Origin of the sequence: Rhodococcus sp. NPDC057529, from assembly GCF_042802055.1 — a bacterium.
Taxonomy (GTDB): Bacteria; Actinomycetota; Actinomycetes; order Mycobacteriales; family Mycobacteriaceae; genus Rhodococcus_F.
In genome coordinates, this window is sequence record NZ_JBHVEY010000004.1 from 250,215 (window position 1) to 276,848 (window position 26,634).

Genomic DNA, 26,634 nt, shown 5'->3' on the forward strand with positions numbered 1-26,634 from the left:
CTCACGACGTCGACGGTCGGGGATACCGTACGGGGAGGAACCACCGTGAAGGCCCCAGACACGCGGAAGCCGGCTGCAGACGAATCGGAGGCGGCCTCGTTCCCGCTGTCCGCGGCGCAGCGTGCCACGTGGTTCGCGCAGCAATTCGACCCCGCGGTGCCGATCTCGGTAGCGCACTACGTGGAGTTGCACGGCGAACTCGACATCGACCTGCTGCGACGCGAGACCATCGTGGTGGCCCGCGAGTTCCAGTCGCCGTTCCTCAAGGTCGTCGAGGTCGACGGCAGGCCGATGCAGTACGTGGACCACACCACCGACACGTCCATCGTGTTCGTCGACTTTCGCGGCGACGACGACCCGGTCGCCGCCGCGCACGAATGGATGGACCGGGACTACCAGGCGCCACTCGATCTCGCCGTCGATCGGCTGTTCGAGACGGCGATCCTGTGCGTGGGCGAGGCACACTACCTGTGGTACAGCCGCATTCACCACGTCGCGCTCGACGGCTACGGTGCCATGACGCTGATCAACCGCATCGCGCACCGGTATTCGGCCGCGGTCGCCGGACGCGAACCGGATCCGAGCCGCGCCGCGACGCTGCGCGCACTGTACGACGTCGACGCCCGCTACCGGGCGTCCGATCGCTTCGTGGCCGATCGGGAGTACTGGGCCACGCGAGTCGAGGGAATCGGCGGGTCGACGCTGGCCGACGCATCCGCACCCGCACTCGCCAGGAGCAAGGTCGAGAGTGCGCTGCTGTCCGAGGCGGCCGCGTCGGGCATCCAGAGTTCCGACAGCCAGGCGACGGCCGCGGCGGCCGTCACGATCATCGCCGCCTTCGCCTGCTACCTGTCGCGGGCCACGGCGAAAACCGAAGTCCTCGTGAACGTTCCGATGTCCGGGCGGACCACGTCGCTGCTGCGCAATTCCGGCGGCATGACGGTCAGCGTCGCACCGTTGCCGATCACCGTCGACGAGGGCGGGGCGGTCGCGGACCTCGCGTCGCAGGTCAGACGAGAGCTGATGGGGGCGCTGCGGCATCAGCGGTGCAGCGTCGAGGACATCCGCCGCGACGTCGGCGCGGGCGGTGTGGCGGAACTGCACGGACCCATGGTCAACGTCATGCTGTTCCACCAGGACGTGGTGCTCGGCCCCCTGATCGGCGAATACCACATCGTCACCTCGGGTCCGGTGGAAGACCTCCTGGTCAACGTGTACCCGAGCGGGACGCCGGCGGAGATCTTCGTCGATTTCCGGGCCAACCCCAACCGGTACGAGGACGCGGCGTTGCGACGGCACCACCGGCACTTCGTCGAACTGCTGGAAGAGTTCGTCTCGGCGGATCCGCAGGCCCGGCTCGCGACCGTTCACGAGGCGACCGCCCGCGAAGGTGAGCGCCGACGCCGCGAGGCGCACCACCTCGCGTACTGGACCGATCGGCTGTCGGGGATGCCCGAGGTGCTGAACCTGCCGTCGGATCGGGCCCGGCCACCCGTGCAGTCCGGGAACGCCGACCGCGTCGACGTCCCGATCGGCGCGGAGATCCACCGCGGAGTGCGGGCCTTGGCCGACGAACACGACACCCCCGCGTTCACCGTTCTGCACGCGGCCGCGACCGTGCTGCTGAGCAGGCTCTCCGGTGCCCCGGAGGTCGCGGTCGGAACGACGGCCACCGTGGACCGGGGGCAGAACCTCCTCGTCCTCCGGACCCGCGCCGAACCGGGCGCGACCTTCGCCCAGCATCTCCGTCACGTTCGCGACGTCGACCGGGAGGCGTTCGAGCACCGCGACGCCCCGTTCGAGCGGGTGGTCCGGGCGCTCGCGGTCCGCGAGTCGCCCGCGTACTCGCCGATCGTCCAGGTGCTGTTCGACGGCGGGGACGCGGCGGGAACCCCCGGGATCGACCGATTCGACCTCCGCGTCACCGCGGCGGAGACATTCGACGCCGACGGCACCCCGGCCGGCATCACCGCGACCCTCGGGTTCGCCACCGACCTGTTCGACCCCGGCACGGTTCGTCGCCTCGGCGAGCGGTTCCGCCGAATCCTGGAGGCGGTCACCCGCGACCCCGGACTCGCCGTCGGCGACATCGACATCCTGTCCGACACCGAACGCGCCGCCCTCGTCCCGGTATCCGGCGCCCTCGGACAGCCGGGCCGCACGCTACCCGAATTGTTCTCGGCGGCAGCCGGAGCCAACCCCACCGGGGTCGCGCTCTCGTATCTCGGAATCGACGTGACGTACCGGGAATTGGACGAGCTCTCCAACCGGCTGGCCCGCGTCCTGGTCGAACACGGCATCGGGCCGGAGAACGTCGTGGCACTGGGCACGACCCGCTCGATCGAGTCGGTGCTGTCGATGCTGGCGGTCGCCAAGTCGGGCGCAGCGTTCCTGCCCGCAGACCCGAACTATCCGGCCGAGCGGATCGAGCACATGCTCGACGACTCGGGTGCCGCACTCGGCCTGACGGTGTCGGCCGTGCGGTCCCGGCTCCCCGGATCGGTGCCGTGGCTGGTGCTCGACGAAGACGCGTTCCGGTCGCACTGTGCGAGTCGGCCGGCCTCGGCCGTCACCGACGCCGACCGGGTTCGGACCCTCCGCCCGGAGAATCCGGCGTATGTGATCTACACGTCCGGTTCGACGGGCAAGCCCAAAGGGGTGGTGGTCACCCACAGCGGCCTGGACAACTTCGCGGCCGAGCAACGCACCCGATCCGGTGCGACGCACACCTCCCGGATCCTGCACTTCTCCACACCGAGTTTCGACGCGTCCGTCTCCGAGTACCTGCACGTGTTCGCCGCCGCGGCGACCATGGTGATCGTGCCGACCACGATCTACGGCGGCGAAGAACTGTCCCGGTTCCTGCAGTCGGAGCGGGTCACGCACGGATTCGTCACCACCGCGGCGCTCGGCACCATCGAGCCGGACGGACTCTCCGACTTCCGGGACGTGGTGTTCGGCGGCGAGGCGTGCCCCCCGGAACTGGTGCAGCGGTGGGCGCCCGGCCGCCGGCTGTCCAATGCGTACGGGCCCACCGAGGCCACCGTCATGTCGAACATCAGCGCGCCGCTGTCCCCGGACGGCGCCGTCACGCTGGGCGGCCCGCTCCGCGGTTTCCGCGAGGTCGTCCTCGACGAACGTCTGACACCGGTGCCCGTCGGCGTGGCCGGGGAGTTGTACATCGCCGGCGACGCCCTCGCCCGCGGATACCACGGCAGGTCGGCGCTCACGGCGGAGCGATTCGTGGCCGACCCGTTCGGCGGCCCCGGCGAGAGGATGTACCGCACCGGGGACGTCGTGCGGTGGCGACCCGACCGCACACTGGAGTATCTGGGCCGCAGTGATTTCCAGGTGAAGGTGCGCGGATTCCGCATCGAACTCGGCGAGATCGACACGGTCCTCCACACCCATCCGCGGGTGCGGACCGCCGTGACGATGCAGCACACGGCGCCGTCCGGCGACCCGGTGCTCGTGTCGTACGTGCTGCCCGCCGCCGGGCAGCACGTCACCGTGACCGAGTTGACGGACCACACCGCACGGCAACTGCCGACGTACATGGTGCCTGCGGCGATGGTGATACTGGACGAGTTGCCGCTGACACCGGTGGGGAAACTCGATCGAGCTGCCCTCCCCGCGCCGGAATTCCTGTCCACGACCGCCGAATTCCGCGCCCCCGCCACCGCGGAGGAGAAGGCCGTCGCCCGGGTGTTCGCGGACGTCCTCGGCGTGGAGCGAATCGGCCTCGACGACAGCTTCTTCGACCTCGGCGGGAATTCGCTCGTCGCGACGAGGGTCGTCGCACGGGTCAACGCCGCGCTCGGCGTCGAACTCGTGGTGCGAACCCTGTTCGAGGCGCCGACGGTGGAGGCATTGGCGGAACGGATCGGGAGTGCGCACGCGCGGCCCTCCGGCCGCCCGGACCTCGTCGCGCAGCAGCGCCCCGACCGGATCCCGCTCTCGCTTGCCCAGCAGCGCCTGTGGTTCGTCAATCAGTACGACACCTCCTCGCCCGCCTACAACATCCCGATGGCGTTGCGCCTGAACGGAACCCTCGACGTGGACGCGCTCCGAATCGCGGTCGGGGACATCCTCGACCGACACGAATCACTGCGCACCGTGTATCCGGCGTCCGTGGACGGACCGCATCAGGTGATCCAGCCACTGGGCGGGATGATTCCGGATCTGGAGCCGAGAACCGTCGGGGACGAGGCGGCGTTGCGTGCGCGAATGGCCGAGTTGGCCGGTCGGGGCTTCGACGTGAGCACCGAGGTGCCCGTCCGCGGCGCCCTGTTCCGGGCCGACCGGGGCGACCACGTTCTCATGCTGGTGGTGCACCACATCTCGGCGGACGGGGCGTCGCTGGCTCCGCTCGCCCGCGACCTGATGGTGGCGTACTCGGCGCGGGTGCAGCAACAGCCGCCGGACTGGCGGCCGCTGCCCGTGCAGTACGCCGACTACAGCCTGTGGCAGAGGGCCGCCCTCGGCCGCGAAGACAATCCCGGCAGTGTGATGTCGGCGCAAGTGGCGTACTGGAAGCAGACGCTGTCCGGTCTGCCTGACGCGATCGACCTTCCATTGGATCGACCGAGGCCCACCGACAGGGCGCTCCGCGGCGGGACCGTCCGGTTCACCGTGCCCGAGGACGACCACCGGGCGCTTCTCGCCCTCGCGCGGCAACACGATTCCACGATGTTCATGGTGATGCACGCGGCGCTCGCGGTGCTGACGGCCCGGCTGAGCGGGTCCGGAGACGTCGCGATCGGGACGCCGATCGCCGGGCGTGGCGAAGAAGCACTCGACGACGTCGTGGGGATGCTCGTCAACACGCTGGTCCTGCGCACAGCCGTCGACCCCGCAGCGACGTTCGCCGACGTGCTGTCCCGGGTGCGGGAGGCGGATCTGGCGGCGTTCGGACACGCGGACGTGCCGTTCGAGAGTGTGGTGGATGCGGTCGCGCCGACCCGCTCGACCGCGTACTCACCGCTGTTCCAGATCTTGCTCGAATTCCAGAACACCGCCCCGGTCCACGTGACCCTGCCGGGACTGACGGTGGAAACCGTCGACGTCGAACCCGGTGTCTCCAAGTTCGACCTGCAGTTGACGCTCACCGAGCAGTACGACGAGACGGGGACCGCAGCGGGCATCGACGCTTCGGTCACGTTCGCATCAGATGTGTTCGACCGGGCGACGATAGTGGGGTTCGGGGAGCGGTTCGTCCGGATTCTCGAGACGATCGCCGGTGATCCGGACTCCGTGGTCGGTGATGTGGATGTTTTGGGGGCGGCTGAGCGGGGGTTGGTGGTCGGGTCGTGGAATGCGACGTCGCATGTGGTGCCGGATGTCTCTGTTGTGGAGTTGTTCGAGGCGCAGGTGGTGCGGTCTCCGGATGCTCCGGCGGTGGTGTTCGAGGGTGTGGTGTTGTCGTATGGGGAGTTTGCTGCGCGGGTGCATCGGTTGGCGCGGTGGTTGATCGGTGTGGGGGTGGGTCCGGAGTCGTCGGTGGGTGTGGCGGTGCGGCGGTCGGTGGACATGGTGGTGGGGATGTATGCGGTGGTGGTGGCGGGTGGGGCGTATGTGCCGATAGATCCGGATCAGCCTTCGGAGCGGGTCGGGTATGTGGTGGGCACGGTTGCTCCGGTGGTGGTGTTGACGACGTCGGCGGATGTGGGGGTGTTCGCGGGGTCGGTTCGGGTGGTGGCGGTCGATGAGTTGGATGTGTCGGGATTCTCGGATTCTCCGGTGGGGGTGGGGGAGAGGCGTGCGCCGTTGCGTCCTGCGCATCCGGCGTATGTGATGTTCACGTCGGGGTCGACGGGTCGGCCGAAGGGGGTGGCGGTTCCGCATGCGGGTGTGGTGAATCGGTTGTTGTGGATGCAGGATCGGTATCGGTTGGACTCGGACGATGTGGTGTTGCAGAAAACGCCGGTGACGTTCGATGTGTCGGTGTGGGAGTTGTTCTGGCCGTTGATCGTCGGTGCGCGGTTGGTGATCGCCGCCCCGGACGGGCATCGCGACCCCGCATATCTTTCCGGCCTGATCGTCGAACACGGTGTGACCACAGTGCATTTCGTTCCCTCCATGCTCGCCGTGTTCACCGCCGAGCCGGCCGCGGCGCGCTGCACGAGCCTGCGGCAGGTGTTCGCCTCGGGTGAGGCGCTGCCCGCGCAGACGGTGTCGAGGATGCGGGCACTGCTCCCCGAGTCCCGCATCCACAATTTGTACGGCCCGACCGAGGCTGCGGTGGATGTGACGTTCCACGAGGTCACCGGGGCGGATTCGGTGGTGGTGCCGATCGGGGCGCCGGTGTGGAATACACAGACGTTCGTGCTCGATGGGCGGTTGCGGCCGGTGCCGGTGGGGGTGGCGGGGGAGTTGTATCTGGGTGGGGTGCAGTTGGCGCGGGGGTATGCGGGGCGGGCGGAGTTGACGGCGGATCGGTTCGTGGCGAACCCGTTCGGGTTGGGTGCGCGCTTGTATCGGACGGGGGATCGGGTTCGGTGGTTGTCCTCGGGGGAGTTGGAGTATCTGGGGCGTACGGATTTTCAGGTGAAGCTGCGGGGGCAGCGGATCGAGCTCGGGGAGGTCGAGGCGGTGTTGCTGCGCCGGCCGGAGGTGGCGCAGGCGGTGGTGGTGCTGCGTGGTGATGGGGTGGCGGGGGAGTATCTGGCGGGGTATGTGGTGCCGGTAGCCGGGATGGTGGTGGACGAGCGGGTGGTGCGGGAGTCGGCGGCGGCGGTGTTGCCGGGGTTCATGGTGCCGTCGGTGGTGGTGGTGTTGCCGGAGTTGCCGGTGACGGTGAACGGCAAACTCGATCGGAAGGCGTTGCCGACACCCGACTTCGGCAGCATGGCCGAAGGTTTCGTGGCACCTCGTACTCCCATCGAGGAAATCGTGGCCGCCGTCTGCGCCGACCTGCTGGGACTCGACAGGGTGGGCGCACACGACAACTTCTTCGACCTCGGTGGGAACTCGCTGATCGCCACCCGATTGGTGGCCCGGATCAATGCGGTCGTCGGGGACCGTATCGGACTACGCGACGTGTTCGACGCCCCCACCGTCGCGGGTCTGGCCCTGCTGGCCGAGTCGCAGGAAGGGCTCGAGGCCCGCCCCCCGCTGAAACCGAGGGAGGGCACCGCGGAAGTTCCCGTGTCGCCGGCCCAGCAGCGCATGTGGTTCGTCAACCAGTTCGACACCTCCTCCTCCGCCTACAACGTCGCGTTCGCGCTGAGACTCGAGGGCCGGCTCGACGTGTCGGCGCTCCAGACGGCGGTCGCCGACGTCATCGAACGACACGAGGCCGTGCGCACCGTCTTTCCCCTCGCCGACGACGGCCCCCGCCAGGTGATCCTGCCCGCGGCGAGTGCGGTACCCGACCTCACTCCGGTCAGTGTGTCGAGTGAAGTGGACCTCCGCGAACAATCACTGACACTGCTGTCCGCCGGATTCGACGTCACCACGGAATTGCCACTGCGCGCGCGACTGTTCCGGCTCGACGACAACGTGCACGTGCTCGCGGTGGTGGTGCATCACATCGCCGCCGACGGCTTCTCGATGGCACCGCTGGCCCGGGACGTCATGGCCGCGTATGCGTCCCGAGCGATTGGGTCCGCCCCGGACTGGGCGCCCCTGGACGTGCAATACGCCGACTACGCGCTGTGGCAGCGGGAGTGGTTGGGATCGGAATCCGATGAGAAGTCGCCCATCTCGCGGCAGCTCGCCTATTGGACCACCACGCTGTCGGACCTGCCCGAACTGCTGGAGCTGCCCACCGACCGTCCCCGGCCCGCCGTCCGGTCCCTTCGCGGCGGTCACGTCGAGTTCGTGATCGACCCGGACATTCATGCGGGTGTCGCGAGGCTGGCGCGGGAACACACCACCACGGTATTCATGACGTTGCATGCCGCGCTGGCGGTCGTGCTCGCACGCGTGAGCGGCGCGGACGACATTGCCGTCGGGACGCCGATCGCAGGTCGCGGCGAACGCGAACTCGACGACGTGGTCGGCATGTTCGTCAACACCCTCGTCCTGCGCACCCACGTCGACGGCGGCGACACCTTCGCCGAATTCCTCGGTCGCGTCCGGGAAACCGATCTGGGTGCCTTCACGCACGCGGAGGTTCCGTTCGAGCGGGTGGTGGAGGTACTGAGCCCGTCCCGGGTGACGGCGTACGCGCCGCTGTTCCAGGTGATGCTCGAGTTCCAGGACATCGAGCGTCCCACACTGGAACTGCCGGACCTGCAGGTCCGGAACATCGACTACGAGATCGACACCGCCAACTTCGATCTGCAATGGACCCTGGCCGAGCAGTTCGACGAACACGGCAACCCGGCAGGCATCGTCGCGGGACTCGGCTACGCGACCGACCTCTTCGACGAGGACACGGTGATCGGGTTCGCGGAACGACTCGTGCGCATCCTCGCGGCGGTCACCGCCGACCCCGGCGCCCTGGTCGGCGACGTCGATATCCTCGGATCTTTGGAGCGCGCCCTGCTCACCCCGGTGCCGGGGGGTGCGGCCGTCGCGCCGCGGACGCTGCCGAACCTGATGGCCGACGCGGTCGCGCACGATCCGGAGGCCACGGCGCTGATCTTCGCCGGGAGTTCGGTGCGGTACGCAGAACTCGACCAGCGTTCGAACCGGCTGGCCCGCATGCTGATCGAACGCGGTATCGGACCCGAGTCGGTGGTCGCGCTGTGCATCCCGCGGTCCGTCGAGTCCGTATTGGCCGTCTGGGCGATCGCGAAATCGGGGGCGGCGTTCCTCCCCGTGGACCCGAATCACCCGCCGGCGCGGATCGAGTACATGCTCACCGACTCCGGCGCCGTGTGCGGGCTGACCGGGTCCGCGCAGCGTGGCGCACTGCCCGACGGGGTGCCGTGGCTGGTGCTGGACGCCCCCGGCATCGAGGACGATCTATCGCACCATCCGGCGTCGGCGATCACCGACGACGACCGGATCGCGCCCATCCGGGCCGACAATCCGGCGTACCTCATCTACACGTCGGGGTCGACGGGCACACCCAAGGGCGTGATCACCACCCACCGTGGTCTCGCCGCCTTCGCGGCACAGGAGGGGGAGACGTTCGGCACGACGCCCGAATCCCGGACCCTGCACTTCGCGTCACCGAGTTTCGATGCGTCCGTCCTCGAACTGCTGCTGGCGATCGGCGCGGCAGCGACGATGGTGATCGCACCACCGTCCGTCTACGGCGGCGCCGAACTGGCGCAGTTGCTCGAAACCGAGCGGGTCACGCACTGCTTCGTCACTCCGGCGGCGCTCGCGTCGGTCGACCCCGCGGGTCTGACCGCCCTCGAGTGTGTCGTGACCGGCGGTGAGGCGTGTCCGCCCGAACTGGTCGCCCGGTGGGCGCCGGGCAGGCGCATGTTCAACGCGTACGGGCCGACCGAGGCGACAGTCGTGTCGAGTATCAGCGACCAACTGGTGCCGGGCGAACCGGTCACCATCGGCACACCCACCCTCGGTTTCGCCGAGACCGTGCTGGACTCACGACTGCACCCGGTACCTGCCGGTGTCGCGGGCGAGTTGTATCTCGCAGGTCCCGCCCTTGCGCGCGGATACCGCCGGCGGTTCCCGCTCACCGCCGAACGTTTCGTCGCCGATCCGTTCGGAGTGCCGGGAAGCCGGATGTACCGCACCGGGGACCGGGCGCGCTGGCTGGCCGACGGTCAGTTGGAGTACCTCGGGCGCACCGATTCCCAGGTGAAGATCCGGGGCTTCCGGATCGAACTCGGCGAGGTCGAGTCGGCGCTGCTCACCCACGACTGCGTGGCCCATGCGGCGGCGAGCGTGTGGAACGCCGACGGCGGAGGCGACCGGCTGATCGGGTACGTGGTGCCCGAATCCGGTGCGACGATCGATTCGCGGGCGGTCCTCGACTTCGTCGCCGGCCGGTTGGCGTCGTACATGGTCCCGGCCGCGCTGGTGGTACTCGACTCGCTTCCCCTGACGGTCCACGGAAAGCTCGACCGCACGGCCCTTCCGGCACCCGACTTCACCGGTTCCGGAAGCCGGCCGCCGCAGACCGAGACCGAGGACCTTCTCGCCGGACTGTTCGAGGACGTACTCGGGCTGGATGCGGTGAGCGCGGACGATTCGTTCTTCGCCCTCGGCGGCGACAGCATCCTGTCCATCCAATTGGTGGCCCGAGCCCGGGCGGCCGGTGTGATCTTCACTCCCCGAGACGTATTCGACCACCGAACCGTCGCCGGACTCGCCGCGGCCGCGCGATTCGACCACGACGGCACCGTCACACTCGGCGAGTTGCCGGGTAGCGGCGTCGGCGCCCTGCCGCTGACACCGGTCGCGCGCTGGATGTTCGAGCGCAGCGGCGGACGGCTCGACAGGTTCTCGCAGGCGCTGCTGCTGGCGACCCCCGCCGGTCTCACTCACGAGGTGCTCGTCGGCGCCGTCGAGGCGGTGCTGGACCGGCACGACATGCTCCGGGCGCGGGTGTCCGCGGACGGCATGGACGTGCTGCCTGTGGGTTCGGTACCGGCGGACGTCCGCCGGGTGCCCGTCACAGCGGTGCGGGGCGAAGACTTCACCGCACTCGCCGGCGCGGAACTCGATGCGGCGGCCGACCACCTGGACCCCGCCGCGGCCCGCATGGTGCGGGTGGTCTGGTTCGACGTCCCGGACGACGTCGGGCGACTGCTCGTGGTGGTGCACCACCTGGTGGTCGACGGTGTGTCCTGGCGGATTCTCGTGGCCGACCTCGCGTCGGCGGCCGGCCGACTCCAGGCCGGTCTCACACCGTCGTTGCCGGCAATCGGAACGTCGATGCGACGCTGGTCGCACGGACTGGCCGAGGCCGCGCGGACCAGGACGGGTGAACTCGCGTCGTGGGAGAAGATCCTCGACGGCCCCGATCCGCTGATCGGTTCGCGTCCCCTGGATCCCGCGATCGATGTGGACGCGACCGTCGGCACCGTCACGGTCGACGTGCCGTCGGCGGTGACCCATGCCCTGCTCACCACACTGCCTGACGCATTCCACGGGACTGTGGGCGACGGGTTGCTCACCGCGGTCACCCTGGCCCTGATCGCCTGGCGACGGGACCGCGGCGCCGCCGTGTCAGACGCGCTGCTCACCCTCGAAGGCCACGGCCGCGAGGAGCAGATCGTCCCGGGCGCGGACCTCTCCCGCACCGCCGGATGGTTCACCACCGTGTATCCGGCGCGATTGGATCTCACCGGACTCGATGTCGACGACGCGCTGGCTGGCGGCGCCGCGGCGGGGCAGGCGGTCAAGACCGTCAAGGAACAGTTGCTCGCGATCCCGGACCACGGCATCGGCTTCGGACTGCTCCGCTACCTGGACGACGAGACGTCGGAGTCGCTCCGCCGATTCCGCTCTCCGCAGGTCAGTTTCAATTATCTCGGGCGGGTGACTCTCTCCGGCGGAGGCGACGACTGGCTGCCGGTGGAGAGCACACTCGGCGGCACCAGGAACCCCGACATGCCCGTCGCGTCCGTGATCGACATCAACGCCTTCGTCTCCGACACCCCCGACGGGCCCCGGCTACGGGCGTCGTTCGCGTTCCCGACCGGTGTCCTCCCCGAGACCGAGGTCGCGGCGTTCGCGGAACTGTGGCGCCGTGCCCTGGAGGGTCTCGCCGCGCACACGGCACGACCGGACGCGGGCGGGCTGACACCGTCCGACCTTCCGCTGGTCCCGGCGAACCAGCAGCAGATCGACCGCTGGGAGGGGCGGTTCCCGGCACTGCAGGACGTGTGGCCGCTGTCGCCGCTGCAGTCGGGGTTCCTGTTCCATGCCTCGCTGGCAGCGGAGTCGATGGACGTCTACACGGCCCAACTGCGGATCGATTTCGAGGGCGAGGTCGACACGATGCGCCTGCGGGCGGCCGCCGCAGGACTACTGGCTCGCCACGCGAATCTGCGCACCGCGTTCGTCTACGACGACGGGGTACCCGCGCAGATCGTTCTCGCCGCGGTGGAGGTGCCGTGGAGGGAGGTCGATCTCACCATCGCCGGAACCGAGTCGGAACTTGCGCGACTGCTCGACGAGGACCGCAGTGCCCGATTCGATCTCGCCCGGCCACCTCTGCTCCGCCTGACGCTGTTCCACACCGCTCCAAGCAGTTTCGTCCTGTCGATCACGAACCACCACATCGTCCTCGACGGCTGGTCGATGCCGCTGCTGGTGCGGGAACTACTGGTCCGCTACGCCTCCGGCGGCGACCCGGCCGGACTGCCGGAGCCGCCCTCGTACCGCACGTACCTGGAATGGGTCGCGAGCCGGGACACGGAAGCGTCGGCCCTGGCCTGGGAACGAGCACTCGACGGTGTCGAGGAGCCGACGCTGGTCGCGCCGCACGCGTCCGCGGCGCTCTACGGTGTGCCCCACGAACTCGACGTCGACCTGCCCTCCGGGATTCTCGACGGGCTCGCGACGACGGCCGAACGCGCGCGTGTCACGACGAACATGGTGATCCAGGCCGCGTGGGGTGTGCTGTTGTCCCGGTTGGTCTCCCGTGACGACGTGGTGTTCGGGGCCACCGTGTCCGGACGTCCGCCGCAACTGTCCGGTGTCGAGAACATGCTGGGACTGTTCATCAACACGGTGCCGGTGCGCGTGCGGCTGGACCCGGACGAGAGCATCGCGGTACTGCTCGCCCGCCTGCAGGATGAGCAGACGGCCCTGCTCGACCACCATCACCTCGGCCTCGGCGACATTCAGTCGCTGGTGGGTCTGGGCAACCTGTTCGACACGCTGTCGGTGTTCGAGTCGTACCCGATCGACACGTCCGGACTGGACGAGAGCACCGACATCGGTGGCGTGCGGGTAACCGGTCTCGATGCCCGAGACGCCACGCACTACCCGGTCACGCTGCTCACGATCGTCGAACCGCGACTGCGGCTGAGTCTGCGCTACCAGCCGGCGATCCTCGACCGGGTCACCGTCACCGCGCTCGCCGACCGCCTGGCCCGGATCCTCGCGACGATCGCCGGGGATCCGGACATCGCGGTGGGGGATGTGGAGGTTCTGGGCGCGGCTGAGCGGGATTTGGTGGTCGGGTCGTGGAACGCGACGTCGCATGTGGTGCCGAGTTCGACGTTGGTGGAGTTGTTCGAGGCGCAGGTGGTGCGGTCTCCTGGTGCTCCGGCGGTGGTGTTCGAGGGTGTGGTGTTGTCGTATGGGGAGTTTGCTGCGCGGGTGCATCGGCTGGCGCGGTGGTTGATCGGTGTGGGGGTGGGTCCGGAGTCGTCGGTGGGTGTGGCCGTGCGGCGGTCGGTGGACATGGTGGTGGGGATGTATGCGGTGGTGGTGGCGGGTGGGGCGTATGTGCCGATAGATCCGGATCAGCCTTCGGAGCGGGTCGGGTACGTCGTCGGCACGGCTGATCCGGTGGTGGTGTTGACCACTGCCGCGGATGCGGCCGCGTTGCCGGGGTCGGTCGCGGTGGATGTTCTGGATGTGTCGGGGTTGCGTGCGGGTCCGGTGGGGGATGAGGAGCGGTTGTCGCGGCTGCGGCCGGAGCATCCGGGGTATGTGATGTTCACGTCGGGGTCGACGGGTCGGCCGAAGGGGGTGGCGGTTCCGCATGCGGGGATTGTGAATCGGTTGTTGTGGATGCAGGATCGGTATCCGCTGGATGCTGATGATGTGGTGTTGCAGAAGACTCCGGTGACGTTCGATGTGTCGGTGTGGGAGTTGTTCTGGCCGTTGATCGTCGGTGCGCGGTTGGTGATCGCACGCCCGGATGGTCATCGCGACCCCGCGTACCTCGAGCGGGTGATCCGCGAGGAGTCGGTCACGACGGTGCATTTCGTGCCGTCGATGCTCGAGGTGTTCCTGGCGGGTGCGAACGTCGAAGGCTGCGGTGCATTGCGCCGGGTGTTCACCAGCGGCGAGGCGCTGCCCGCGGCGACGGCGGCACGGCTGCGCGGGACGAGCGGCGCGGCGCTGCACAACCTGTACGGTCCGACCGAGGCTGCGGTGGATGTGACGTTCCACGAGGTGACGGGGGCGGATTCGGTGGTGGTGCCGATCGGGGTGCCGGTGTGGAATACGCAGACGTTCGTGTTGGATGGGCGGTTGCGGCCGGTGCCGGTGGGGGTGGCGGGGGAGTTGTATCTCGGTGGGGTGCAGTTGGCGCGGGGGTATGCGGGGCGGGCGGAGTTGACGGCGGATCGGTTCGTGGCGAACCCCTTCGGGTGTGGGGATGAGCGGGGTGCGCGGTTGTATCGGACGGGGGATCGGGTTCGGTGGTTGTCTTCGGGGGAGTTGGAGTATCTGGGTCGTACGGATTTTCAGGTGAAGTTGCGGGGGCAGCGGGTCGAGCTGGGTGAGGTGGAGGCGGTGTTGCTGCGCCGGGTGGAGGTGGCGCAGGCGGTGGTGGTGCTGCGTGGTGATGGGGTGGCGGGGGAGTATCTGGCGGGGTATGTGGTGCCGGTGGCCGGCATGGTGGTGGACGAGCGAGTGGTGCGGGAGTCGGCGGCGGCGGTGTTGCCGGGGTTCATGGTGCCGTCGGTGGTGGTGGTGTTGCCGGAGTTGCCGGTGACGGTGAACGGCAAACTCGATCGGAAGGCGTTGCCGACACCCGACTTCGGCACGACCACCCGCGGATACCGCGCGCCGACGACACCCGCGGAGGAGGCGGTCGCGTCGGCCTTCGCCGCCGTCCTCGGAATCGACCGCGTCGGCGCCGACGACAGCTTCCTCGACCTCGGCGGCGATTCGCTCAGCGCCACCCGGGCGGTGGGACGCATCAACAGCGCGCTGGACACGAACCTCGGTGTCGCGGCGCTCTTCGACGCACCCGTGGTGGCCGATTTCGCCGTCCGAATCGACTCGGAGATGATGACGAGCTCTGCCGCCCCGGCGCTCACCGCGAGGCCGCGGCCCGAGCGGATTCCGCTGTCCCTCGCGCAGCAGCGGATGTGGTTCGTCAACCAGTTCGACACCGCCTCAGCGGCCTACAACATCCCGGTCGCGCTGCAACTGGACGGGGCGCTCGATCGGGATGCACTGCGGGCGGCGCTCGGCGACGTCCTGGAGCGACACGAATCGCTGCGCACCGTGTTCCCCGGTTCCGCGGACGGGCCCCGGCAAATGATCGCCGATTCCGCGCTCGGCACCCCCGACCTCGAGCCGGTCCCGGTCGCCGAAGGAGCGCTCCGGGATTCGCTCACCGCGTTCTTCGGCATCGGATTCGATGTCACCGAGGACCTTCCGATTCGCGTCCGGCTGTGGCGACTCACGCCCGAGCGGCACGTCCTCGCCCTCGTCGTGCACCACATCGCGGCCGACGGCTTCTCGATGGCGCCCCTGGCGCGGGACGTGATGCTCGCCTACACGGCGCGCGCGCAGCAGCACGCGCCCGGTTGGGCGCCACTGCCCGTGCAGTACGCCGACTACAGCCTGTGGCAGCGCGAGATCCTGGGTACCGGCAGGCAGTCCGGTTCGATGATGTCCGGTCTGCTCGGCTATTGGACCCGGACGTTGTCGGGCGTCCCGGACGTAATGCCGCTGCCGCTGGACCGGCCCCGGCCCGCGCAGCGGTCGATGGTCGGGGCCGTGGTTCCGTTCGACATCGCACCGAACGCCCACCAGGCCCTGGCCGGCATTGCGTACCAGTGTAATTCGACGCTGTTCATGGTGGTGCACGCAGCCCTGGCCGTACTGTTGGCGAGAGTGACGGGATCGGAAGACGTGGTGGTCGGAACCCCGATCGCGGGCCGCGGCCACGCCGCACTCGACGACGTCGTGGGGATGTTCGTCAACACGTTGGTACTCCGCACCCCGGTAACCGCGGGAACGTCGTTCGCCGAGTTGCTCACCGGCGTGCGGTCGGTGGACCTCGGTGCGTTCGAGCACGCAGACCTGCCCTTCGAGCGGCTGGTCGACGAACTCGCACCCGAGCGGTCCACCGCGCACTCACCGCTGTTCCAGGTGCTGCTCGAATTCCAGAACGCCACCCGCACACACCTGGAACTGCCCGGGCTGACCGCCCGGTCGCTCGACGTCGATCTGGACGTCGCGAAATTCGATCTGCAGCTGAGCCTGGTGGAGAGGGTAGACGAGCAGGGCGTGCCCGCCGGGATCGGAGCCGGTGTCCGCTACGCGACCGACGTCTTCGATCGTGCGTCGGTGGAGGGTTTCGTCGAGCGCTTCGTGCGGGTGATCGAGGCCGTGACCACCGATCCGGCCGCGCCCGTCGGGGACGTCGACATCCTGCACGCCCCCGAACGCGAACTCGTGCTTGCCGCCGCGTATCGGCCGGGGACCGACGTCGCACCGCTGTCGCTGGTCGATCTGTTCGATCGGGCGGTGGCGTCCGACGGCGAGGCCGTCGCGGTGCGCTGCGAGGGCACGTCGGTGACGTACCGGGAACTCGACGAGCGGGCCAACCGGCTGGCCCGACTGCTGGTGGCGCGGGGAGCCGGTGCGGAAACACTGGTGGCGGTGGGGATGACGCGGTCGATCGACCTCGTCGCGGCGCTGGTGGCGGTGGTGAAGGCGGGCGCGGGCTACCTCCCGGTGGATGTGGCCTCTCCTGCCGAGCGGTTGGCCTTCCTGCTCGGCGACGCCCGGCCGACGTGTGTGCTCACCACCACCTCGGACGCCGAGACCTTCCGCGGCTCCGGGGTGCCGGTGGTCGTGGTGGACGACCCCGCGACCGTAACTGCACTGCAGCAGCTGTCCCCGCTTCCGGTGACCGACGACGACCGCCGCATTCCGCTGCATCTGGACTCCGTGGCCTACGTGATCTACACCTCCGGTTCCACCGGGCAGCCGAAGGGCGTGCAGGTCTCGCACCGCAACGTCGTCACGCTGATGGCGAACGCACAGACACTGTTCGGATTCGGACCGGCCGACGTGTGGACCATGTTCCATTCCGCGGCATTCGACTTCTCGGTGTGGGAGATGTGGGGGGCACTCACCCACGGTGGCCGGCTGGTGCCGGTGGACTACTACACGGCGCGCTCACCCGAGAAATTCCTCGACCTCCTGCGTGACGAAGCAGTCACGGTCGTCAATCAAACCCCCACCGCCTTCTACCAATTGGCGGAGGCGGATCGCCTCGCGGGTGGTCCCGCGCTGTCGCTGCGATACGTGATCTTCGGCGGGGAGGCACTCGACTTCGGCCACCTCCGGCGCTGGTACGCCCGCCGGGGCGACACCGCGCCGGTCCTGGCGAACATGTACGGCATCACGGAAACGACCGTGCACGTCACCCACCTGCCGGTCGACCGGGACCTCGTCGAGGAGGCGTCCGGTTCGCTGATCGGGCGCGGTCTGCCCGGACTGCACGTGTACGTGCTCGACGGACGACTCCACCCGGTGCCGCCGGGAGTCCTCGGGGAGATGTACGTCTCCGGAGCGCAGGTCTCGCGCGGCTACCTCGGCCGGGCCGCCCTCACGTCCGGCCGATTCGTCGCCGACCCGTTCGTGCCCGGGGCCCGGATGTACCGGTCCGGAGATCTGGGCAGGTGGAACGCGCACGGACAGCTGGAGTACCTCGGCCGCAACGACCTCCAGGTGCAGGTGAAGGGTTACCGAATCGAACTCGGGGAGGTGGAGTCGGCCCTGCTCGCGAGTGAGGGGGTGGCCCAGGCGGCGGTGACGGCGCGCGGCGACCGCCTGGTCGGGTACGTGGTGCCGGAAGCCGGCGTCGCGCTCGATCCGGCCGTGATCGTCGACGCTGCCGCGGAGCGATTGGCGTCGCACATGGTGCCGGCCGCGGTGATGGTGCTCGACGCACTGCCGCTGACGGTGAACGGCAAACTCGATCGGAAAGCGCTGCCCGAACCGGACTTCGGGCAGCGGGTGACCACGGGCCGCGGACCGGTCACCGAGACCGAACGCATCCTCGCCGGCCTGTTCGCGGAGGTCTTGGGTCTCGACTCGGTGGGTGTCGACGACTCCTTCTTCACTCTCGGCGGCGACTCGATCATGTCGATCCAGCTGGTCACCCGCGCCAAGGCTGCCGGAGTACTGATCTCGCCGCGGGACGTGTTCGAGCGCAAAACCGTTGCCGGGCTGGCCGCGACAGCCGGCACGGACGACGCGCCGGTGGTTCTCGACGAACTGCCCGGCGGCGGGGTCGGGGAGATCGTGCTGACGCCGATCGTGCGGTGGATGCTCGCCAGAGGTGGGGATTTCCGCCGCTACGCGCAGTCCGCGCTGTTCACCCTCCCGCCGACGATGACCGAAGACACCCTGACGCGCGCCCTGCAGGCCGTGCTGGACCGGCACGACGTCTTGCGGGCGAGGTTGTACCGCACGTCCAGCACCCAACCGGGATGGTCGATGGAGGTACCGGAGAAAGGGTCGGTGCGGGCGGCGACCGTGCTGCGCCGCGGCCGGGCGGACGACGTCGGCACCGAATTCGACAGCGCTCTCGATCGGCTCGATCCGGAGTCGGGCGTGATGGTGCAGGCGGTCTGGTTCGACGGGGGCGAACGTCCGGGGCGCGTGCTGATAGTCGTGCATCACCTGGCGATGGACGGGGTGTCGTGGCGGATCCTGATTCCCGACCTCGCGTCGGTGTGCGCGCAACTGCAGTCCGGCGCGGCGCCGGTGCTGGAGCGGCCGGGGACGTCGATGCGCCGGTGGGCGCACGGACTCGCGGACGCCGCGCGTGAGCCCCGGCGCGTCGCCGAACTCGACGTGTGGCGCGCCATGTCGGCCGCACCCGACCCGTTGCTGGGGTCACGCCCGTTGACCGCGTCGGACACCGCCGCGACCGCTGCCGACCTCGCGGTACGCGTTCCCGCCGCGCTGACCGAGACGCTGTCGACGACCGTGCCGCGGGCGTTCCACGGCAGCGTGGCCGATGTTCTGCTGACCGCGCTGACGATGGCGCTGACGCGATGGCGGCGACACCGCGGCATCGACCTCCCCGGCGCGCTGGTGGCGCTCGAAGGCCACGGGCGTGAAGAGCAGGTGGTGCCCGGCGCCGACCTCGCGGGCACGATCGGGTGGTTCACCACGATCTTCCCCGTGCTCCTCGATCTCAGCGGGGTCGACCTCGACGACGCGTTCGCCGGAGGTCCGTCCGCGGGGGCCGCGCTCCAGTCGGTGAAGGAGCAACTCCTCGCCGTCCCCGACCACGGCATCGGGTTCGGGCTTCTCCGGTACCTGAACGACGACACGGCACAGTCTCTTTCGCCGCTGCCGATGCCTCAGGTCAGCTTCAACTACCTCGGCAGAATGGGCGCGACCGCCACGGAGTCCGCGGAGGACTGGGTGCCGGTCGACGAACCCGGTCTGCGCGAGAACCCGGCCGTCCCGGTCGCGGCCGTCGTCGACATCAATGCGTTGACCGTCGACTCCGGCGACGGCCCCGAGCTGAGATCCACGTGGACCTACCCACCGGAGGTACTCACCCGCGCGGACGTCGAGGAACTCGCGCAGTTGTGGCTGCAGGCCCTCGCCGGCCTCGGGACGCACGCGGAGTCGGGCGGCACCGGATTCACGCCGTCGGACTTCGAACTCGTCGCACTGCGGCAGGACGCGATCGAGGCGCTCGAAAGCCGTTGCCCCGACCTGACGGACGTATGGCCGTTGTCGCCCCTGCAGTCCGGCATGCTTTTCCACGCCGAACTCGCCGACGACTCCCTCGACGCCTATCTGGTGCAGGTGAGCCTCGAACTCCACGGCGCCGTGGATCCGCGTCGACTGCGCCGCGCCGCCGATACGCTGCTGGCCCGGCACGACAACTTGCGCGCCGGATTCCTCCGGGACGCCGAGGGCAATCCCGTTCAGGTGGTCCGGGCACACGTGGAGGCACCCTGGCACGAGGTCGACCTGACGGCTCGCGGCGAGGATGCCGCCGCGTCCGAGATCACGCGACTGCTGGCCGAGGACCGGGTCCGCCCGTTCGACATGACGGACGCCCCGCTGATCCGGTTCATGCTGATCGCGACCGGGCCGAACCGATACCGGCTGGTGTCGACGAACCATCACATCCTGCTCGACGGCTGGTCGATGCCGTTGCTGGTCCGGGAGTTGCTGTCGCTGTACGCCACCGACGGGGACGCGTCGCCGCTCCCTCGGGTGCGCGCATACCGCGACTACCTGGCGTGGATGACGCGCCGCGATCAGGACGCCTCCCGCGAAGTGTGGGCCCGGGTTCTCGCCGGGGTGGACGGTCCGACGTTGCTGGCCCACGGGGCGAGCGGGGCGACGGGGAATGTGGCCGACCGGGGTCGACGGTTGTCCACGATGTCCGACGAGTGCGTCTTCGACCTCGACGAGGAGCGCACCGCCCGGTTGCGGGACGTCGCGCGTACGCGGGGGCTGACCGTCAACACTCTCGTCCAGGTCTCGTGGGGGATCGTGCTGGGTGCGTCGACCGCCCGCGAGGACGTGCTGTTCGGCGCCACCGTGTCGGGGCGTCCGCCCGAGTTGGCGGGCATCGAGACGATGGTGGGGCTGTTCATCAACACACTCCCCGTCCGGATCAGGCTGCGTGCCGACGACACCGTCGGCGCACTGCTGGAACGGGTGCAGGCCGAGCAGGCGGCGCTGCTGGATCATCATTACCTCGGCCTGTCCGAGATTCAGCGCGCCGCGGGTCCGGAGGTCGGATTCGACACGTTGACGGTGTTCGAGTCGTACCCCGTCGACAGCGGCGGGCTCACCACCGACACCGACATCGCCGGGATGCGCGTCGCCGGAGTGGCCGCCCGCGACGCCGCCCACTATCCGCTGAGTCTCGTCGCGTCCGTGGACGCCCGGCTGCGTCTGAAATTCGAGTACCTTCCGGACGTGTTCGACCCGGACACCGTCGCCGACCTCGCCGGGCGGGTGCTCCGGGTGCTCGACGCCTGCACCCGTCCGGACCGTCCGCTGGCCGCACTGTCGCTGCTGACCGACCGGGAGCGCGCCGAACTGGTGCCGGTGCTCGGAGGTCCGGGCGGATCGGCGCGCACACTGCCGCAGATCCTCGAGGAGGGCGCCGCGCTCGACGCGCACGCGGTCGCCTTGTCCTACGAGGACGTCGACGTGACCTACGGTGAGCTGGACGAGCACTCGAATCGTCTGGCCCGCGCCCTCATCGCGCGCGGGGCGGGCCCGGAGACGTTCGTGGCCATCGGGATTCCGCGGTCCCTCGATTCGGTGCTGTCGGTGTGGGCGGTGGCGAAGACCGGTGCGGCGTTCGTGCCGATCGACCCGAACTACCCCGACGAACGCATCACGCACATGCTCGTCGATTCCGGAGTCACGCTCGGCCTGACCACGACCGAGCATCGGAACCGGCTTCCGGGCGACGCCCACTGGCTGCTCCTCGACGAACCCGGCTTCGCAGGCGAGTGCGCCGAGCGTCCGGGGGCGCCCGTGACCGACGCCGACCGGAGCGGTCGGGTCACGCTGGACACCGCCGCGTACGCCGTCTACACGTCGGGGTCCACGGGCCTGCCGAAGGGGGTGGTGGTCACCCACCGCGGTCTGGACAACTTCGCCCTCGACCAACTCGAACGTTTCGGTGCGACACCGCAATCCCGGACCCTGCACTTCTCCACCCCGAGTTTCGACGGGTCCGTGTTCGAGTACCTCCAGGCGTTCGGCGCCGGCGCGACGATGGTGATCGCGCCGCCCACCGTGTTCGGCGGCGACGAACTCGCGCGGCTGCTGGCCGACGGGAACGTCACCCACGCGTTCATCACCACGGCCGCGCTGGCGTCGCTCGACCCCGCCGGGCTGACGCACCTCATGGACCTGGTGTTCGGCGGCGAGGCGTGCCCACCGGAACTCGTCGCCCGCTGGGCGCCCGGCCGCAGGCTGCACAACGCGTACGGACCGACCGAGACCACGATCATGTCCAACATCAGCGCACCGATGGTCCCGGGGGAACCGATCACCATCGGCGGGCCGATCCGCGGCGTGACGGAACTGGTGCTCGACACCCGGCTGCAACCGGTCCCCGTGGGTGTTCCGGGCGAGTTGTATCTCGCCGGGGCGGGTCTGGCCCGCGGCTACCACCGCAGGCAGGCACTGACCGCAGAACGGTTCGTCGCCGACCCGTTCCGGCCCGGTGAACGGATGTACCGCACCGGCGACATCGTGCGCTGGACGCCGGACCACAGCATCGAGTACGTGGGCCGCACCGACTTCCAGGTCAAGGTGCGCGGCTTCCGCATCGAACTCGGCGAGATCGACGCCACGCTGATGTCGGAGCCGAACGTCGGATTCGCGGCCACTCTCGCGCACCGCGGGCCCGCGGGTGACGCCCTGCTGGTGTCCTACGTCGTGCCGTCTTCGGGCGGCTCCCTCGACATCGCCGAACTCACCCGGCACGTGGCGGGCCGATTGCCGGCGCACATGGTGCCCACCTCGATCACGGTGCTGGAACGCATTCCGCTGACGGCCGTCGGCAAGCTGGACCGCTCGGCACTGCCGGAGCCCGACCTGCTGTCCGGGGCAGGGCACTACCGGGTCCCGGCCGGCCCGGTCGAGGACACGGTGGCCGGTGTCTTCGCGGACGTGCTCGGACTGGCGCGGGTCGGCGCCGACGCCGACTTCTTCGACCTCGGCGGCAACTCCCTGAGCGCCACCCGGGTCACGGCACGGCTGCGCGCGTTGCTCGGCACCGACTGCGGGGTGCGGGACCTGTTCGAGGCGCCCACCGTCGCGGCGCTGGCGGCGCGAATCGACCAGTCCGGGGCGGGAGCGTCCGGCCGCCCGGTACTCGGGGCCCGCACCCGGCCCGACGACATACCGCTGTCGTTCGCGCAGCAGCGGATGTGGTTCGTCAACCAGCTCGACACCACCTCGGCCGCCTACAACATCCCGATCGTGGTGGCACTGAGTGGGGATCTCGATGTGGGAGCGCTGAACTCGGCCCTCACCGACGTCCTCGTCCGGCACGAGTCGCTGCGCACGATGTTCCCGGTCCGCGGGGACTGGCCGGTTCAGCAGATCCTGCCCGCCGCGGGTGCGGTGCCTCCGCTGGTCCCCGTCCCCGTCGCGGAAGCGCACCTGCGGGACGAGGTGTCCCGGTTCGTCTCGGCGGGGTTCGATGTGACCGTGGAGCTTCCGCTGCGCGCCGGCCTGTACTCGCCGAGCGCCGCCGAACACGTCCTCGCCGTGGTGGTGCATCACATCTCGGCGGACGGGTTCTCGATGGGCCCGCTGGTGCGCGACGTGATGGCGGCGTACGGCGCCCGCGCGTCCGGCGGCGCGCCCGACTGGACACCGCTCCCGGTGCAGTACGCCGATTACGCCCTGTGGCAGCGGGAACTGCTCGGCTCGGAAGACGACCCCGAGTCGCTGCTGTCGAGGCAGCTGGACTACTGGACGACCGCGCTGGCCGGCACCCCCGACCTGCTGGAACTGCCCACCGACCGGGATCGGCCGTCGCAGCAGTCCTTCCGCGGCGCGCGCATCCACTTCTCCGTCGACGCCGACCTGCATCGACGGATCCGGGAGCTGTCGCGTCGTCTCGGCTCCACCGAGTTCATGACCGTGCATGCCGCCCTGGCGGTGTTGCTCAGTCGGCTCGGCGGCACCGCGGACGTGGCCGTCGGCACCCCGATCGCCGGCCGCGGCGACCCTGTGCTCGACGGACTCGTCGGCATGTTCGTGGGCACACTCGCGCTCCGCACCCGGGTGGACGCGGCCGCGCCGTTCACCGCCCTGGCCGCGCACTGCCGCGACGTCGACCTCGGGGCGTTCGCACACGCCGACGTTCCGTTCGAGCGGGTGGTGGACGCGGTCGGGCCGACCCGCACGACGGCGTACGCGCCGCTCGTCCAGGTCTCGCTGGAATTTCAGAACAACGAGCGACCGGTCCTGACGCTGCCGGGGCTGGACGTCCGCGGCATCGACTCCGGGCTCGCCGTGGTCAAGGTGGATCTCGAATTCCTGCTGGCGGAGGAGTTCGACGCGGACGGTGCGCCGGCGGGGATGAGCGGCGCCGTCGATTTCGCCACCGACCTCTTCGACGCAGGCACCGTCCGCGGGTTCGCCGACCGGTTCGTGCGGATCCTCGACGCCGTCACGGCGAACCCCGACCGGCCGGTCGGCGACCTCCCGCTGCTCGACGAGGCGGAGTTGCGGGCGATGGCGCCTGCCCGCGGCGAGCCGGACGTCCCAGCGCAGTTGTGGCCCGACCTGCTCACCGCGGCCGCCGCATTCGACCCCGATTCGGTGGCCCTGTCCTACGAGGACCGGCAGGTCGGTTACCGCGAACTCGACGAGTGGTCCAACCGGTGGGCGCGGGTCCTGCGCGGCCGTGGGGTGGGGCCGGAGACGTTCGTGGCCGTCGGCATGCCCCGCTCGATCGAGTCGGTGGTCGCGATCTGGTCGATCACCAAGGCCGGTGCGGCGTTCGTGCCCGTCGACCCCACGTATCCGCGCGAGCGCATCGACTACATGCTCACCGATTGCCGGGCCGCACTCGGACTCACCGTGAGAAGTCGCCGCGGCGACCTTCCGGACACCGTCCCGTGGCTGATCCTCGACGACGAGGAGGCCGCCGCGCAGGTGGCAGCGGTCTCGCCCGCACCGGTCACCGACGAGGATCGGACGAGTCCGCTGCACCTCGCCCACCCGGCCTATCTCATCTACACGTCGGGGTCGACCGGAAGACCGAAGGGCGTCACCGTCACTCACCGGGGGATGGCCGACTTCACCGTGGAAACGCACGAACGGTTCCAGGTCACCCACGCGTCCCGGGTGTCGCAGCTGGCGTCCCCGAGTTTCGACGCCTCCGTGTTCGAACTGATGATGGCGTTCAGCGCGTCGGCCCAGGTCGTGATCGTGCCGCCCGCCGTCCTCGGGGGCAGTGAGCTGGCGGACCTGTTCCGTCGCGAGCGCGTGACCCACGCGACCATCACCCCGACGGCGCTGGCGGCGCTCGACAACGACGGTCTCGATTCGCTCCGCGTCCTCGACCTGGTGGGCGAGGCGTGCCCGCCGGAGGTGGTCGCGCGGTGGGCGCCGGGCCGGAGCCTGCACAGCGGGTACGGACCCACGGAGACCACCATCCAGGCGAGTGTCAGCGCCCCGATGCGTCCCGGCGAGGGTGTGAACATCGGTTCGCCCGCAGTGGGATTCGCGTTCCTCGTTCTCGACGAGCGGCTGCAGCCCGTGCCCGCCGGGGTGCCCGGCGAGTTGTACATCGGCGGGCCGGGTATGGCGCGCGGGTACCACAACCGGCCTGCGCTCACCTCGGAACGATTCGTGGCCTGCAACTTCGGGGAGCCGGGGTGCCGGATGTACCGGACCGGCGACGTGGTGCGCTGGCGACGTGACCACACCCTGGAGTATCTGGGCCGCAGCGACTTCCAGGTCAAGGTCCGTGGCTTCCGCATCGAGCTCGGGGAGATCGACGCCGTGCTCGGCAGGCACCCGGCGGTGGCGTTCGCCGCCACCGTCGGTCACACCGGCCCGTCCGGCGACACCGTGCTCGCGTCGTATGTGCGGGTGCAGGACGGTCAGGAGGTCGAGCCCGCCGAACTGCGCACCTACGCGTCCGAGCGCCTGCCCGCCCACATGGTGCCGTCCGCGGTGGTCGTGCTCGATCGGATACCGATGACCCCGGTGGGCAAGCTCGACCGGAAGGCGCTGCCCGCCCCCGAGTTCGGTTCGACCGGCGCCGCGTTCCGGGCCCCGGCCACGGACACCGAACGCCTCGTCGTGGACGTCTTCGCGTCGGTTCTCGGGGTGGACCGGGTGGGCACCGCCGACAGCTTCTTCGATCTCGGCGGAAACTCCCTCCTCGCCACCCGGATCGTCAGCGCACTGCAGGCCGAACTGGACCGGCGGGTTCCGCTGCAATGGATGTTCCTCGACCCGACCCCGGCGGGGATCGCAGGCCGACTCGACCTTCCGCACCGGAGCGCCGGCCTGGAAGAGGCGCTCGCCGTCGTAATTCCGCTGCGAGCGCACGGCAGCGGCAGGCCACTGTTCTGCGTGCATCCGGGAATCGGGCTGTCCTGGGGGTACGCCGGTCTGGTGCAGTACCTCCCGCCGGACCGGCCCGCGTACGGGCTGCAACTGCCCACGATCAGCGGCGGCGGCGACTACCGGACGATCGAGCAGCTGGCGCACCGCTACCTCGAGGAGATGCGTGCCATCCAGCCCACCGGCCCGTACGACCTGCTCGGCTGGTCACTCGGCGGTGTCATCGCACACGCCATGGCCGTCGAACTGCAGACGGCGGGCGAGGAGGTCGGCACCCTGGCCGTCATGGACAGCTACCCCGTGGGCGGCGAGGAGCCGCCGACCGGCAGGCTGGACATCCGGGACCTCCTGCGTGGGCTGGGACTGCAAGCCGACCCGGACGCCGAGATGACCTACGAGCACGCGGCGCGGTTGATCGACGAGTCGTTCGGGACGGAGACCGGCGTGCGGGGACGCGACCTCGAACGGATCTCCGCCGGCTACGAGAAATCCCGGTGGCTGGCGCACCACTTCGTGCCCCGGGCCTACGACGGGGACCTGCTCGTCTTCCGCGCCACCCGGGACGGGAACGGGACCACCCCGGCACGCTCGGCGGACGAATGGCGGCCGCTCGTCACCGGCCGGATCGACGAACAGCCCGTGGACTGCGGGCACAACGACATGATCGAGCCGCACTCCCTCGCCGTCATCGGGCCGGTGCTCTCGCGCGCGCTCTCCGACCGCCCGTGACCCGGT

General features: G+C 69.8%; 1 protein-coding gene. It reads left to right on the top strand.

Annotated features, from left to right (window positions below; genetic code table 11):
• Positions 1-45 precede the first annotated feature (45 nt).
• Positions 46-26,628: a non-ribosomal peptide synthase/polyketide synthase gene (locus ACFU5V_RS09595; protein WP_378698692.1), complete on the top strand. Its 26,583-nt coding sequence runs from the start codon at positions 46-48 to the stop codon at positions 26,626-26,628.
• Positions 26,629-26,634 lie beyond the last annotated feature (6 nt).